General features: G+C 45.3%; 13 protein-coding genes and 2 rRNA genes (1 of these 15 running past the window's edge). 9 read left to right on the forward strand and 6 right to left on the reverse strand.

Features of this window, described 5'->3' with window-relative positions:
* Positions 1-59: 59 nt before the first annotated feature.
* From CEF20_RS17405 to CEF20_RS00350, 3 genes are all read left to right on the forward strand, one after another.
* The gene (locus CEF20_RS17405; RefSeq protein WP_408607793.1) at positions 60-707 is read left to right on the forward strand and encodes a methyl-accepting chemotaxis protein; all 648 of its coding nucleotides are present in this window, start codon (positions 60-62) and stop codon (positions 705-707) included.
* Between the two features lie 235 nt (positions 708-942).
* Positions 943-1,425, forward strand: coding sequence for a PH domain-containing protein (locus CEF20_RS00345; RefSeq protein WP_100329992.1), 483 nt, complete (start codon positions 943-945; stop codon positions 1,423-1,425).
* Positions 1,422-2,921, forward strand: coding sequence for a PH domain-containing protein (locus CEF20_RS00350; RefSeq protein WP_100329993.1), 1,500 nt, complete (start codon positions 1,422-1,424; stop codon positions 2,919-2,921). Before CEF20_RS00345 ends, CEF20_RS00350 begins: the two co-directional genes overlap by 4 nt.
* A gap of 161 nt (positions 2,922-3,082) precedes the next feature.
* Here CEF20_RS00350 and CEF20_RS00355 read toward each other — a convergent pair whose 3' ends face one another.
* Entirely contained in the window at positions 3,083-3,409 is a 327-nt protein-coding gene (locus CEF20_RS00355; protein WP_100329994.1) for a four-helix bundle copper-binding protein, read from the reverse strand.
* 209 nt (positions 3,410-3,618) lie between these two features.
* Between CEF20_RS00355 and CEF20_RS00360 the strand changes: the two genes are divergently transcribed.
* On the forward strand, positions 3,619-3,900 hold the full coding sequence (locus CEF20_RS00360; protein WP_100329995.1) for a hypothetical protein: 282 nt from the start codon (positions 3,619-3,621) through the stop codon (positions 3,898-3,900).
* Positions 3,901-4,526: 626 nt separating this feature from the next.
* Here the strand turns inward: CEF20_RS00360 and CEF20_RS00370 are convergent.
* From CEF20_RS00370 to CEF20_RS00385, 4 genes are read right to left on the reverse strand one after another with little or no spacing between them, the layout of a single operon-like run.
* On the reverse strand, positions 4,527-5,252 hold the full coding sequence (locus CEF20_RS00370) for an ABC transporter permease (protein ID WP_100329996.1): 726 nt from the start codon (positions 5,250-5,252) through the stop codon (positions 4,527-4,529).
* Positions 5,249-5,959 (reverse strand): fluoroquinolone export ABC transporter permease subunit, encoded by a 711-nt coding sequence (locus CEF20_RS00375; protein WP_100329997.1) that lies wholly within the window; start codon positions 5,957-5,959, stop codon positions 5,249-5,251. Before CEF20_RS00375 ends, CEF20_RS00370 begins: the two co-directional genes overlap by 4 nt.
* Positions 5,956-6,810, reverse strand: a complete 855-nt coding sequence (locus tag CEF20_RS00380) for an ABC transporter ATP-binding protein (protein ID WP_100329998.1) — start codon at positions 6,808-6,810, stop codon at positions 5,956-5,958. The genes CEF20_RS00375 and CEF20_RS00380 overlap by 4 nt, the downstream gene beginning before the upstream one ends.
* A gap of 5 nt (positions 6,811-6,815) precedes the next feature.
* Complete coding sequence (locus CEF20_RS00385) at positions 6,816-7,421, reverse strand: TetR/AcrR family transcriptional regulator (protein WP_100329999.1); 606 nt, start codon at positions 7,419-7,421, stop codon at positions 6,816-6,818.
* A gap of 169 nt (positions 7,422-7,590) precedes the next feature.
* Between CEF20_RS00385 and CEF20_RS00390 the strand changes: the two genes are divergently transcribed.
* The gene (locus tag CEF20_RS00390) at positions 7,591-8,139 is read left to right on the forward strand and encodes a hypothetical protein (protein ID WP_100330000.1); all 549 of its coding nucleotides are present in this window, start codon (positions 7,591-7,593) and stop codon (positions 8,137-8,139) included.
* A 256-nt stretch (positions 8,140-8,395) separates the two neighbouring features.
* Here the strand turns inward: CEF20_RS00390 and CEF20_RS00395 are convergent, their stop codons facing one another.
* Positions 8,396-9,010: a TetR/AcrR family transcriptional regulator gene (locus CEF20_RS00395; protein ID WP_100330001.1), complete on the reverse strand. Its 615-nt coding sequence runs from the start codon at positions 9,008-9,010 to the stop codon at positions 8,396-8,398.
* Positions 9,011-9,125: 115 nt separating this feature from the next.
* Between CEF20_RS00395 and cyoE the strand changes: the two genes are divergently transcribed.
* The 4 genes from cyoE to CEF20_RS00415 all read left to right on the forward strand — a co-directional run.
* Positions 9,126-10,070, forward strand: a complete 945-nt coding sequence (cyoE, locus tag CEF20_RS00400; RefSeq protein ID WP_100330002.1) for a heme o synthase — start codon at positions 9,126-9,128, stop codon at positions 10,068-10,070.
* Between the two features lie 72 nt (positions 10,071-10,142).
* A complete protein-coding gene (locus CEF20_RS00405) occupies positions 10,143-10,568 on the forward strand; it encodes a VOC family protein (RefSeq protein ID WP_100330003.1) in 426 nt (141 codons plus the stop codon).
* Positions 10,569-10,906: 338 nt separating this feature from the next.
* Positions 10,907-12,461: ribosomal RNA gene (locus CEF20_RS00410) — 16S ribosomal RNA — on the forward strand.
* Between the two features lie 166 nt (positions 12,462-12,627).
* Positions 12,628-13,506 (forward strand): 23S ribosomal RNA (locus CEF20_RS00415); it runs 2,055 nt beyond the window's last position.
* The 16S and 23S rRNA genes sit together here, the layout of an rRNA operon.

The raw sequence follows: 13,506 nt of genomic DNA on the forward strand, positions 1-13,506 counted from the left end.
ACAAAATGACAAGCGTCAGCGCAGGATTAGTAGCGCTCGCTGAGGAAACGCGCGCTTCTATGGAAACGCTCCATTTGAAATTCAGGGATGTCAGGCAAACGACGAACAAAAGCAACGAACAATCGGATTTGGCGAAAAGGTATGCGGATGAGGGACAAGTTAAATTAAGTGAGCTGCTTGACAAGATCAATGCGATTGAAACATTTACGATAGAAATGATCCAAACGATCCGCAAGCTGGGGGAATCTTCGAATCAAATTTCAAAAGTGATTTTTCTTGTGCAGGATATTGCGGAGCAAACAAATTTATTGGCTCTAAATTCCGCGATCGAGGCAGCCAGAGCAGGAGAACATGGCAAAGGCTTCGCTGTTGTCTCCCAGGAAGTGCGGAATTTAGCTGAACAAACGAAGCGCTCAGTCTCTGAAATCCAATCGCTCATTTTGCGTTCTAATGCCTATCAGCAGCAAGTAGAGACGGCATTGCAGCAGGTTGAGGCGGCGGTGCAATCCGGCATCGCGACTTCAGAGAATATGCATGAGGCGTTTCAGCATCTTGTCCAATCTGTTCAGCAAAATGGAGCAACGATACTCGACGTTCAGGGACAAATGGAAGAACTGAGCAAGGTGGTTCTGGAAATTAAAAAAGCGATGGATCAAGTGGCTGTATCTGCTGAACAATTAAATGAAGCGGCTATCAGGCAAGATTAAAGTGCTTGGATAAATGCCATCCCTTAGCCCTCGCTCATGAAAGCGGGGGTTTTCAATTCACAGAAAGAGGGGTTGGCTTCAAGCAAGATCAAATCGTGATCCTAAAGGCTTCCCGCGCTCCCTTTGCCCAGTGATCAAATCCATAGATTGCCGGATTACTTGAAGAAAAGCAATAGATCCCATAGACTAATAAACAAGTAAAAAATTCGAGAAACTTAGGTGGTGGCCTGTTTGCATGAATGCTCCCAAGAAACGGTTGTCTAAAGATGCGGTAAAAGTATGGCTGATTGGTGAAGCAATAGAGACCTTGATCGGTTTCCTTGTGCTTGGCGTATTGTTCTACTTGGACTATTATTTTTCATGGAAGGAATGGGCTGGCTGGATTTTAATTGGGCTGGCGGTGATCGCAGTGCTTGGCGCCGTTTGGTCAGCGTTCTTCCCTTTCTTGTTATATAAAAACTGGAGATACGATGTAAGTGAAGAGTTCCTGCAACTTAAGTCAGGAGCCCTTACAGAAGTTCACCAGCTGGTTCCTATGACGAAAATACAGTCGGTGGCAACAAAGCAGGGGCCGCTGCTGCGAAAATACGGATTATGCTCTCTTTCGATTGAAACGATGGGTTCCTCTCACATGATCCCGGCATTGCCGAAAGACGTGGCCGCTGAATTAAGAGATCAGATTGCAGAATATGCGAAAGTCAAGGAAGAAGAGCAATGAAGATGGCCAAACGATATCATCCGCTTCTTATGCTGTTTGACTGCTGGCGTTTAATTAAGAATGGATTTTTCTTTGTTCTATTTTTATACGTGATCAATGCGGGTTCGCAATCGCCGTTTGTGCTTTATGGCCGCATGGTCTTTTGGGTGATCTTCGGGTTATTGTTTATTTCCATTTTTGTTAAATGGTTCACTCGCAAGTATCAAATGGATGAGAAGTCCTTTCATCTATATCAAGGGGTGTTAAGTAAATCTGAACGAACGATTCCTTATGCCAAAATTCAAAATGTCAAACGGCACACTTCCTTCTTTCATCGTTTGCTTAATGTGACATCCATCCGCTTTGAAACAGGCATGCAGGGGGAAGAAGCGGCTGTGGCATTTGAGGTCATTTCTCGGGAAGAAGCGAACCAAATGGAGGAGAAGCTGGCCAATGCCGGGCGTGAAGAGATCACAAGCGTTCAGAAGGAAGACCAAGCAGCTGCACAAGAGCCGCAGGAAACAGCAGCAGACCGGATCGTTCACTTTACTCCCAGCACGAAAGATACTTTGAAAGCTTCGCTTACTTCGTTAAGCTTTTTGGTTTTTATCTCGGTCCTCGCTTCCTTTTATTTTAAACTAAATGATATTTTTGAAGTGGAAGAGCAGGCAAAAGGCGTCTTTATGAGTGTTCTCAGCACCTGGTGGCTAATGACGCTGATAATCACCCTCCTCATCATTGTCTCCATTGTATTTGGCGTCGCACGGACATTTATTAAATATGGAAAGTACGAAATATCGTCCGACCCAAAGCGCATTTATATTAAGAAAGGGGTCATTGATGAAACGGTTTTTTCTATTGAAAAGGAAAAAGTGCAAGCAATCGAGATCGAACAAACCTTATTAAAAAGGTGGCTGGGGCTTGCGGAAGTCAAGCTGACGAGTGCAGGGGAATTAGAAGTAGGAGAAAATTCGAAAGAGGTTAATTCGCTTTATCCCTTTCTGCCGGTGAAACGAGCTTATAAAATGATCTCGGAAATTTTGCCTTCTTACGAGGTGACAGAGAAGATGGAACGCTTGCCTCGCAAATCCTTTTGGGTGAGGATGCTGAAGCCAAGCTGGCTGTGGCTTGCTGTAACAGCGGCGCTATTTTACTTCAAACCAGACATATTGGATTACGAACAAGCGTGGTGGGTACTGTCCATTGTGCTGCTGTTCTTGATTTTGATCAATCGGCTGATGGAATATTATCATACGAAATATCTTTTGAATGACCAATTTATCCAGCTGAAGACGGGCAGCTTCACGACTAAGCTCTTTGTCTCGAAGCGCGATAAGGTAATTGAAGTGAGCGTAACGAGAAATCCATTCCAAAAGATGCTCGGTCTGGCGTCTATCGGTACGATCAATCGGGCTCAGCCTATTCAGCACAGCGAATTGGCCGATGTGCCGTTCCCATTTGCCCAGTCATTTTATCAGTGGTATCTCGGGCGCAGAAAGGACATTAAAATAGAATAACTCATGAGAAAATCCCGATTCTGTCGTATGGACAGAATCGGGATTTTTTGATCACTGGTGCTCTTTGTTCATCACGTCCGAAGTACTCGGTATCCCATTTAGGATGTACGGGCCTGTTCATAAGGGGAAAAGTACAGATCCGCTCTCTTGCTTCCGTATATTTAGGCGCTCATTTTGCGGCACTCTTCTGCGCAGCGGAAGCAAATATCGGCGCATTTCTGGCAGTGGTCATGCTTATGCTTTCTGCACTCGTTTCCGCAGGCTTCGCAGATGTCCGCGCATAGTTGACAGATTTGTTTAGCAAACGGGCTGTTGGTTTGCATGGCTTTTGCGGCAAATGCACAAATGTCGGCGCATTCTCTATCCAATCGGATACAGTGAGCCATCATTTGGATATCTTCTTCTCTGAGGCAGGCATCATAACAAACGTTGCAGGCTTCCATACATTCAAGACAGGCTTTGATACATTCTTCGTATTGGGTGTTCATGCTGGATTCCTCCTTATTAGTTATTGTCACTTACAATCTACCCGTTTAATTGGAAATATAACGTTAACCAATAAAATCCTTAGAGTCTGCTCCCTTTCAAGCTGTGAAGCCGATATGAAAGGAGGGAGGCGGCTTGAGCATAAAAAACTTTCCGGGAAATCAACCGATTAAACCCAAAAGGCAGCCGCAATGGCACGTAAGTCATGCTCATGGGCTATATAGCAAATGCCGCGAAAAAGCAGCTGGAAGGCTACAAAACGGAGCAGATAAAAGGAAAAAAACCGGCTGATTTCGCTGGGAATGTTGACCAGGCATACGCGGAAGTTTCGGAAAGTTATCCGGAGAGCATCATCAACGTTTCATCAGAAGAGAAGCATAAGCGCTATTCTATTCCCGCGGTGAACTGGATTGCCCATATGCCAGAGTTGATCTTATATGTGTCTAACAGCGGAATTCCAAAAGAAACGTTGAAGAAAAGGCAAAGCGAATAGGTATATTTTAGCTCCTGAACAGTTCCTGTCTAAACAGGTAGAAAATCAGCTGAAGAAATATGGAGATGTGCAGAGAATCGGAGCGGAAAATATCGCTGCTCATTCTATCCACTTTGCTCGGTTTAAAGATAAAGAAACGAAGTTCGGATGGGGGACCACGGATTGTCCTTCGTTTCCTCGGAAACACCTGAAGAGGCAATAGCGGCTGCTCCATTTGTTATTTAGGGAAACAATCTCCGGTCATTTGGCTGGATAAAGGTAAGCTTTAGAAAGAAACATACGAGTTTCTTGCGAGGTTCAAACCAACCTTTACAAGCGACCCGACAATGGGGCTATATAATCATGCTTTTTGACCGGAACAACGAAACAGATTCTTTATCTAACGCAGGGAAGCATCGATGAAAAATTAGAAATTGTAAAAGCAGGCGGGGGCGATCACGGAGGACACTGATGATCCGAATCTCAGAAACCTTTGATGCCATAACTCTGAATAGCTGCATGGCTATTCGGGGTTATGGCTGTTGCTCCGCATGCAAGATGCCGTAGAATGACGGCTTCAAGAATGGAACGGAGATCAAAAGTCTAAGTGGGGGATGAAAGAAAACCTCCCCTGTAGGCAAGCTGCATTATTCAGCTCTTATTAGAAACTTTTTTATCAGCAGTTTTATGAATAAGAGATGGTAGGCTATGCCTGCGGTCCATAATAAGATAAAAGTCCAAGGATTCTCCATGCCCATTAAATAAAGCTTGGCTGGCCAGAACATTGGAAGCAGGCTGGCGAATATTTGCCAAGGAAGGGGAAGGAAATAAGCGATAAAAGGAGCAAACACAATTAAGCCGATTCCTTTTGATAAAGCCAGCCCCTCGATTTTATTGGCAGCAAAAGCGGCTTGAAGTAATGTTATGATCGCGCTGCTGAGCATCAGCATAGGGACCAGTAAGATTACAACCGCTATATGCGGTGAATCAATGGACGAAAAAAGAAAGAATAGCGTACTGCCTAACAGGGTGAATACCATGGGAATTGCTAAACGATAGTAAAAATAGCCTCTTTTAGTCAAGGGAGTGACGGAAAGATAAGAAATAATGGATTCATCCCGCTCATCCAGCATTATAAACCCTGTCATGATCCCGTTCATTAAAGGGATAAGCAGCATGAAAAAACTGATGATCAGCGAGCGGTAATGCATCCAGTCCCAATCAAAATACAGCTGCAGCTTATCGCCTATTAAGGGTATTCCGAACCGGGAAAAGAGAATAAGCAAGCAAGGCGTAAGAAAGATCAGGGCAAACATCGGGTCCCGGTACAACTGTTTAGCGTCAGAACGCAAGAGTGATGTAAGAGCCGTCATGGTTTTTCCCCCTTTCGTGTGTCTCTAAGGAAAGAATGATAAACAGCCAGTCTTGCCAACCAGAAAGAGAAGGCTGCCCAAATGAGTAATAGCCCAAGTGAATAGAGGGCTTCTCTTACTGCGATTGGATGGAAAGCGGCTTGAAGCAAGAGAAGAGTAGCATGAGTTGGCAGCCAGATTAGCCAATCAGAATCCCACAGCTTGAGAAAGCTGAGAAGCGGTAAGCAGAAAACAGCCGAACAAAGAAAGGAATACAGGAAAAATTGGTTGACCGTTTGGCAGTGCACCGCGACTGTTAAACCGAGCAAAGTAAAGATGATAGAGGTTAAGAGAACGCTCGCGGTGAATAAACCAAGCTGCTTGGAAAGCCCAAAAGTCACTAGATGAATGTACATGGAAGAAGCGACAGATAATAGCATCAAAGAGAGCGTTTTGGAAAAAATGTATTCTTCGGGTTTGTAAGGCGTGACAAATAACGGATCGTGAATATGCTGCCCTTTTTCCAACAGGACAAGCCCGCCGATAAAGAAAAAGCCAAGCATGCTCGGATCAGAAAATGTTAACAGAACATGGGCGGTATCCCGGTTAGCAGCCGGAAGCTGAGAGAGAAAGAGAATATAGATATGACTGATAAGGAAATAAACAGCGTGCAGTCCGTGGCGGTATTGTAATTTTAGATCATAGTATATGGCCGAAGCGAGCCTCATGATAAATTCCTCCCCGTCAATTGAATGAAGATATCTTCTAAAGAGGATTCAACGGTGTGAATCGTTTCGATGAGGTGCTGGTTCAGCAGCTGGATAAACGCGGGGTTGTTTCCAAGTTGATCAATAGAAAATTCCCTGATACAACGCTTGTTATTTTCTTGGTATCTGACGCGAACAAGTCTTTTTCCATGCTGAATTTTCAGGTTTTCCGGCGAATCGATCAGGCGGATTTGCCCATCCACAATAAAAGCCACCCGGTCGCAAAGTTCTTCCGCCGCGGCCATATTATGTGTGGTAAGAATGATGGTTTTGTCCGCGGCTCTCATTTGTAAGAGAATATCCTTCACCATTCTAGAATTCACTGGATCCAGACCGGATGTTGGCTCATCTAAGAACAGAATATCCGGCTGATGAAGTAAAGCACGGCATAAATTCAACCGCATTTTCATTCCTTTCGAAAAGTCGCTGACCTTTGTGTGGGCATATTTGAGTAAACCAACCTGGTCTAACAGCCTCAGCGGATCAGCTGTTTTTTGTGTATACAGAGAAGCGAAAAGCGATAAATTTTCAAGTGCCGTTAATCGGCTATAAAAGTTGGGGAACTCAAAAGCAACGCCAATATGCTCATAAAAGTGGCGGCTGGTCTTGCTTAATTCCTGACCCATTACTGTCACTTGTCCCCGGTACCCTTTTAACAGACCGATTAAAATTTTTTGGACGGTGCTTTTTCCTGCACCAGAAGGTCCTAAAAATCCAAAAATCTCTCCCTTGCCAATTTGAAAATCCACTCCCTTAATAGTGGGCTGCTTTGCACCCGGATAAGTAAAAGTTAACTCGCGGACGTCGATCATTTGTTTCACTCCTCTACGGTCATTAATCCTTCGGCAATGAGTGTAATCAGCAATTCGATTGTTTCTTGATAGCGTTCCTTCCCGATTTTTTCCTTCTGAAAGGCTAATAATAGAATCGAACGAATCAGGCTGACAATGATTTGTGGATCTTCGCTAATCATATGGCCTTTCGTTTGCGCTTCTTGAATGGGGAGCAAGAAAAACTGGGCATCCTCTGAAAAGTGCTTTTTCAGTTTCTCTGCAGGAATTTTTCTGAATAAAGCTTCTATGAGGTTGTCTTGATGGAGCTGCTGAATAAAGGGGTTTTGCTCCATGATGGAAAAGGATTCACGCAAAAAACTCCGGAAATCCTCTTTCGTGAGGATGTTTGCAGAAAAATATTTTTCCGCTAAATGGCTGCGAATCTTCATCTCTTCTTGTTCTAACACAGCGAAATACAGCTCTTCTTTGGATTGGAAGAATAAATAATAAGATCCTTGGGCAATCCCAACGGCTTTCGTTAAATCGCTAATGCTTGTTTTCTTTAAGCCAAGCGTAGAAAATAAGTGTCTTCCTTCCGTAATTAACGAGTCAACGATCTTCTCCTTTTCCTCTTGAGTAAATTTGGGCATTATTTTTTCAACCCCCTACATGAATTTATGAATAATTTTATCATATATTCATAAAAAAACAAGCTCAATCTGACAGCTGTCATTCATGATTGATGACTGGCGTAGATATCAAGGTACAGTATATTTTGCTACAATGAAAACACGGAACACGGAAGAGAGGGGGAGGATCATGAGCTTTGTCGGGTGGATGATTATTGCCTGTGAAATTGCTTTTTGGGTGGTCATTTTAACGGGTCTTGCGGTGAGATACATTTTAAAGAAGAAGAAGCTTGGTTTTTTGCTATTGGCGCTAACCCCTGTGATTGATCTCACTTTATTAATAGTTACGGGTTTGGATTTATGGCGGGGAGCCAAGGCTTCATACGCCCATGCGCTGGCTGCCGTCTATTTAGGTGTTTCGGTTGCTTATGGAAAAAGCATGATTGCGTGGGCGGATGAAAGATTTCGATATTACGTGATGAAAGAGGGAACAAAGCCGATAAAACGCTATGGTAGGGAGTATGCCCGTCATTACTTCAAAAGCTGGATTCAGCATGTGCTGGCTTATATGATCGGCGGAGTTTTCCTGCTGGGTCTAGTGTTTTTGATCGATGATCCATCGCGGACCGCGGCATTAACTGGGGTTTTCAAGCTATGGTCGCTGATTGTCGGCATTGATTTTCTCATTGCCATCAGTCATTTCATTTGGCCGGCGCGTTCGAAAATGAGAATAAAATGAACCTGCAAACACCGGATGTTTATTAAGATTAAGGTACGGCTTTTTCGTGGATGCGCTGTTTGGGTCCGGGCTTATGGCCTTCTATTGTATGAGCCTGACAGATGCAACGTTTGGAGTCCAGGAATACAGGCTGGGAGTCAGGAGTCTTTTTGAAAAAGTGGATAAGCTGTGAACAATAGAAAAAGAACGGGATTCCTATGCTATAATTAAAAGCCTTGATACTGCATATATTCATGCAGTATCAAGGCTTTTAATGTTATTTGACGGATTGGGCGGCATGCAGAATATGTTGCAGTGCTTTTCCATATGCGTTTGTGGGAGCCTGATCCCCGGTGATAGAATAGAAAACGGTCATGCCATTTTCTAAGGAAAGAATAATCCAAGCGAGCTCCTTTGCTGATAAAGAGGGCGTTAAGCACCGTTCGGCAATCATGCTTTCAAGGGCTTCTGTAATGTTCTCTACAGATTTAAAAACAAGGCTTGCCCATTTTTCGCCTACTGATTCATTACGGAGGGCATGTAACAGGAATTCCAAGCTCAGAACGGTCCAAGTCCGGTTCTGCTGAATAATAGAACGGAAGTGAACGTCAATGTTTTCAATTAAATGATCAAGGGACGGCTGATTCGCCCACCATTCATGAAATTGATTGATATGTGATTGAATCTGCTGCTCAAGCAGCGCAAGAAACAGCTCTTCTTTTGATTTAAAATGCGCGTAAACAGCTCCTTTGCTGTATCCGGCTCGTTCAGCAATTCTGTCGACGGAAGCCCCATGAAAGCCTAACTCAGCAAAGGTTTCCGCAGCTGAATTCAGGAGTGATTGTCTTGTTTCCTGTTTGCGCTCCAATTGTGTAAGTCTGCGTTTCACCACGACGATACCTTCCTTTCTTGACAAACATATCAGGTAGAATTAATATACCATTAAGAATGTAAATACTAAATAGTATATAAGAATTAAAGAGAAAAATATAGGAAAGAGGGTACCATTGAGAAAAGTTCAAAGAAAACAAATCAGCATTCAAAGTCGCTCTCTCAATAGTCCGGAACAACCGCTTTCTAGTGTCATAGCAGCGACGATTAAAACGGGAATTATTAAGTCAAACTTGCTGGCTATGATGGCTGGTTTAGCGTTGGCTCTATATATGAATCAATTAAATCCATTAGACAAGCTGGCAGAAATCTTTTTAGCGGTCATTGGTTCCTTTCTTATCATTGGCGCAGCAGGTGCGTTCAATAATTTATACGATCGCGATATTGATTCGGTGATGGAACGAACAAAGAACCGGCCGACTGTGGCAGGGACTATTAAACCGTTAACGGTTCTGCGTCTCGGTGTTTTGATGACGCTTTTTGGGTTGGCAGCTCTTGCGTTAGCCAGCCCATTAGCAGCGGTGATGGGCTTTTTAGGGTTATTTTTTTATGTCGTTCCATATACGATGTGGAGCAAACGGCGAACCGTTTACAATACGGAGATCGGAAGCATTTCTGGGGGGATGCCGCCTTTAATTGGGTGGGCGGCGGTTGATCCGAATATTTTTCACCCGGCGATTGTCGGGCTGTTTGCTACGACAGTTATTTGGCAAATGCCGCATTTTTATGCGATCGCGATTCGCAAGCACGATGATTACAAAGCGGCGAATGTTCCAATGCTTCCGGTAGTGAAAGGGTTCAAGAGAACGTATATACAGACGAATATCTATTTAGTCGTTTTAACTGCGGCTAGTTTTTTATTTAAGCCCGTTGGTTTCGTGCCTATGTTCGCAGCGCTGCTGTTGAATATAGCATGGCTTGCTTTAAGTATTTTCGGCTATCGAAAAATGGGTGCGGAAAAATGGGCCAAATTAATGTTCATTTATTCTCTTCTTTATATAATGGTTTTATTTACTCTCATCATTCTCTATTCTTTAATAGGTATGTGGTTTGAGATGTAAGAAATTGCACTTGACTCTAACGTTGCGTCATACCTTACGCTTGTTGTAAATCAATGCAAAGGAGTGTAAGGAATGCAGGCGTACTTGATGCCGTTTTTCGTAAAACTGGCTGTGAGCAATATGGAACATGCACTTAAATGGTATAAGGAAGTGGGGAGTTTCAGCTCTATATACGAGCTGCCGGACGGTGAAGGCCGGGTCGTTATGGCTCACATTAGACGCGAAGCCTACCAGGACATTATGTTGGTAGAACAGCCAGATACAAATGCAGCAAGAGGACAGGGAGTTATGTTGAATTTCACCGTAGATGATGTGGCTCCGTTATTCAAACAAGCTGAAGAAATCAACGCCGAAATAATTGAAGGGCCTATTGATCGTCCCTGGAATGCTAGAGAACTAGTTTTAAAAGATCCGGATGGATATCTGTTAACGTTCTCCATGCAAATAGATAAGGGGAAGAGCTTCGATGAGGTTGCTGAACAAATAAAGGTAGGGTAAACAAGAATCCGAAGGGGCGTTCCCCTTCGGATTTAGTATCATATGTTTTATCTCACCTGTGTGGAGAGTGAGGGGGAAATCTTTCTTTGTATAAATTTTATAAAATATGTTGACTTTGTATATTGTGAGGTGGTATGATATTTATCAGTCGCTTACGGATGTGATGAACAAGCAACCATTTATATAAAAAATAAAAAAAGTTGTTGACTTCCGCTGATGTAAGATGATATGATGTTTAAGTCGCTGTTAACGACACCGAATGAAATTGATCCTTGAAAACTGAACAAAATAAACGTCAACGTTAATTCAATTTATTATTATGAGCTAAGCAAACAATCTTATCGGAGAGTTTGATCCTGGCTCAGGACGAACGCTGGCGGCGTGCCTAATACATGCAAGTCGAGCGGACTTAGCGGGAGCTTGCTCCTGCTTGAGTCAGCGGCGGACGGGTGAGTAACACGTGGGTAACCTGCCTGTAAGACGGGGATAACTCCGGGAAACCGGGGCTAATACCGGATAAGTTCTTTCTTCGCATGAAGGAAGATTGAAAGGCGGCTTCGGCTGTCGCTTACAGATGGACCCGCGGCGCATTAGCTAGTTGGTGAGGTAACGGCTCACCAAGGCGACGATGCGTAGCCGACCTGAGAGGGTGATCGGCCACACTGGGACTGAGACACGGCCCAGACTCCTACGGGAGGCAGCAGTAGGGAATCTTCCGCAATGGACGAAAGTCTGACGGAGCAACGCCGCGTGAGTGAAGAAGGTTTTCGGATCGTAAAGCTCTGTTGTCAGGGAAGAACAAGTGTCGGAGTAACTGCCGGCACCTTGACGGTACCTGACCAGAAAGCCACGGCTAACTACGTGCCAGCAGCCGCGGTAATACGTAGGTGGCAAGCGTTGTCCGGAATTATTGGGCGTAAAGCGCGCGCAGGCGGTCTTTTAAGTCTGATGTGAAAGCCCACGGCTCAACCGTGGAGGGTCATTGGAAACTGGAAGACTTGAGTGCAGAAGAGAAGAGCGGAATTCCACGTGTAGCGGTGAAATGCGTAGAGATGTGGAGGAACACCAGTGGCGAAGGCGGCTCTTTGGTCTGTAACTGACGCTGAGGCGCGAAAGCGTGGGGAGCGAACAGGATTAGATACCCTGGTAGTCCACGCCGTAAACGATGAGTGCTAAGTGTTGGAGGGTTTCCGCCCTTCAGTGCTGCAGCTAACGCATTAAGCACTCCGCCTGGGGAGTACGGCCGCAAGGCTGAAACTCAAAGGAATTGACGGGGGCCCGCACAAGCGGTGGAGCATGTGGTTTAATTCGAAGCAACGCGAAGAACCTTACCAGGTCTTGACATCCTCTGACCGCTCTGGAGACAGAGCTTTCCCCTTCGGGGGACAGAGTGACAGGTGGTGCATGGTTGTCGTCAGCTCGTGTCGTGAGATGTTGGGTTAAGTCCCGCAACGAGCGCAACCCTTGATCTTAGTTGCCAGCATTCAGTTGGGCACTCTAAGGTGACTGCCGGTGACAAACCGGAGGAAGGTGGGGATGACGTCAAATCATCATGCCCCTTATGACCTGGGCTACACACGTGCTACAATGGATGGTACAAAGGGCTGCAAGACCGCGAGGTTTAGCCAATCCCATAAAACCATTCTCAGTTCGGATTGCAGGCTGCAACTCGCCTGCATGAAGCCGGAATCGCTAGTAATCGCGGATCAGCATGCCGCGGTGAATACGTTCCCGGGCCTTGTACACACCGCCCGTCACACCACGAGAGTTTGCAACACCCGAAGTCGGTGGGGTAACCCTTACGGGAGCCAGCCGCCTAAGGTGGGGCAGATGATTGGGGTGAAGTCGTAACAAGGTAGCCGTATCGGAAGGTGCGGCTGGATCACCTCCTTTCTAAGGATAACGGAAAGTAAGAACGCTGTTCTTACTCCAACGAAACGTGACGTTTTATTTTGTTCAGTTTTGAAGGATGAATGCCTTCAAAAGATCAACATTGTTCTTTGAAAACTGGATAATATCGTATAAAGTAACCAAGCAATACCGAGTAATCGCCATTTTAGGTTAAGTTAGAAAGGGCGCACGGTGGATGCCTTGGCACTAGGAGCCGATGAAGGACGGGACTAACACCGATATGCTTCGGGGAGCTGTAAGTAAGCTTTGATCCGGAGATTTCCGAATGGGGAAACCCGCTGTTCGTAATGGAACAGCATCCCTGTCTGAATCCATAGGACAGGAGAAGGCACACCCGGGGAACTGAAACATCTCAGTACCTGGAGGAAGAGAAAGCAAACGCGATTCCCTGAGTAGCGGCGAGCGAAACGGGAACAGCCCAAACCAGAAGGCTTGCCTTCTGGGGTTGTAGGACACTCTATATGGAGTTACAAAAGAGCGGCATAAGCGAAGCGGTCTGGAAAGGCCCATCAGAGAAGGTAACAATCCTGTAGCTGAAATGCCTCTCTCTCCTGAGTGGATCCTGAGTACGGCGGAACACGTGAAATTCCGTCGGAATCCGGGAGGACCATCTCCCAAGGCTAAATACTCCCTAGTGACCGATAGTGAACCAGTACCGTGAGGGAAAGGTGAAAAGCACCCCGGAAGGGGAGTGAAAGAGATCCTGAAACCGTGTGCCTACAAGTAGTCAGAGCCCATTTATGGGTGATGGCGTGCCTTTTGTAGAATGAACCGGCGAGTTGCGATTTCATGCGAGGTTAAGCCGAGAAGGCGGAGCCGCAGCGAAAGCGAGTCTGAACAGGGCGAATGAGTATGAGGTCGCAGACCCGAAACCAGGTGATCTACCCATGTCCAGGGTGAAGGTAAGGTAACACTTACTGGAGGCCCGAACCCACGCACGTTGAAAAGTGCGGGGATGAGGTGTGGGTAGCGGTGAAATTCCAATCGAACCTGGAGATAGCTGGTTCTCTCCGAAATAGCTTTAGGG

This window comes from Bacillus xiapuensis (genome assembly GCF_002797355.1).
GTDB lineage: Bacteria > Bacillota > Bacilli > Bacillales > Domibacillaceae > Bacillus_CE > Bacillus_CE xiapuensis.

Excerpts from the sequence above, each read along its gene's own strand:
- CEF20_RS17405 (WP_408607793.1), top strand. The coding sequence starts at position 60 with ATGGAAACGCTCCATTTGAAATTCAGGGATGTCAGGCAAACGACGAAC.
- CEF20_RS00345 (WP_100329992.1), top strand. The coding sequence starts at position 943 with ATGAATGCTCCCAAGAAACGGTTGTCTAAAGATGCGGTAAAAGTATGG.
- CEF20_RS00350 (WP_100329993.1), top strand. The coding sequence starts at position 1,422 with ATGAAGATGGCCAAACGATATCATCCGCTTCTTATGCTGTTTGACTGC.
- CEF20_RS00355 (WP_100329994.1), bottom strand. The coding sequence starts at position 3,409 with ATGAACACCCAATACGAAGAATGTATCAAAGCCTGTCTTGAATGTATG.
- CEF20_RS00360 (WP_100329995.1), top strand. The coding sequence starts at position 3,619 with ATGGGCTATATAGCAAATGCCGCGAAAAAGCAGCTGGAAGGCTACAAA.
- CEF20_RS00370 (WP_100329996.1), bottom strand. The coding sequence starts at position 5,252 with ATGACGGCTCTTACATCACTCTTGCGTTCTGACGCTAAACAGTTGTAC.
- CEF20_RS00375 (WP_100329997.1), bottom strand. The coding sequence starts at position 5,959 with ATGAGGCTCGCTTCGGCCATATACTATGATCTAAAATTACAATACCGC.
- CEF20_RS00380 (WP_100329998.1), bottom strand. The coding sequence starts at position 6,810 with ATGATCGACGTCCGCGAGTTAACTTTTACTTATCCGGGTGCAAAGCAG.
- CEF20_RS00385 (WP_100329999.1), bottom strand. The coding sequence starts at position 7,421 with ATGCCCAAATTTACTCAAGAGGAAAAGGAGAAGATCGTTGACTCGTTA.
- CEF20_RS00390 (WP_100330000.1), top strand. The coding sequence starts at position 7,591 with ATGAGCTTTGTCGGGTGGATGATTATTGCCTGTGAAATTGCTTTTTGG.
- CEF20_RS00405 (WP_100330003.1), top strand. The coding sequence starts at position 10,143 with ATGCAGGCGTACTTGATGCCGTTTTTCGTAAAACTGGCTGTGAGCAAT.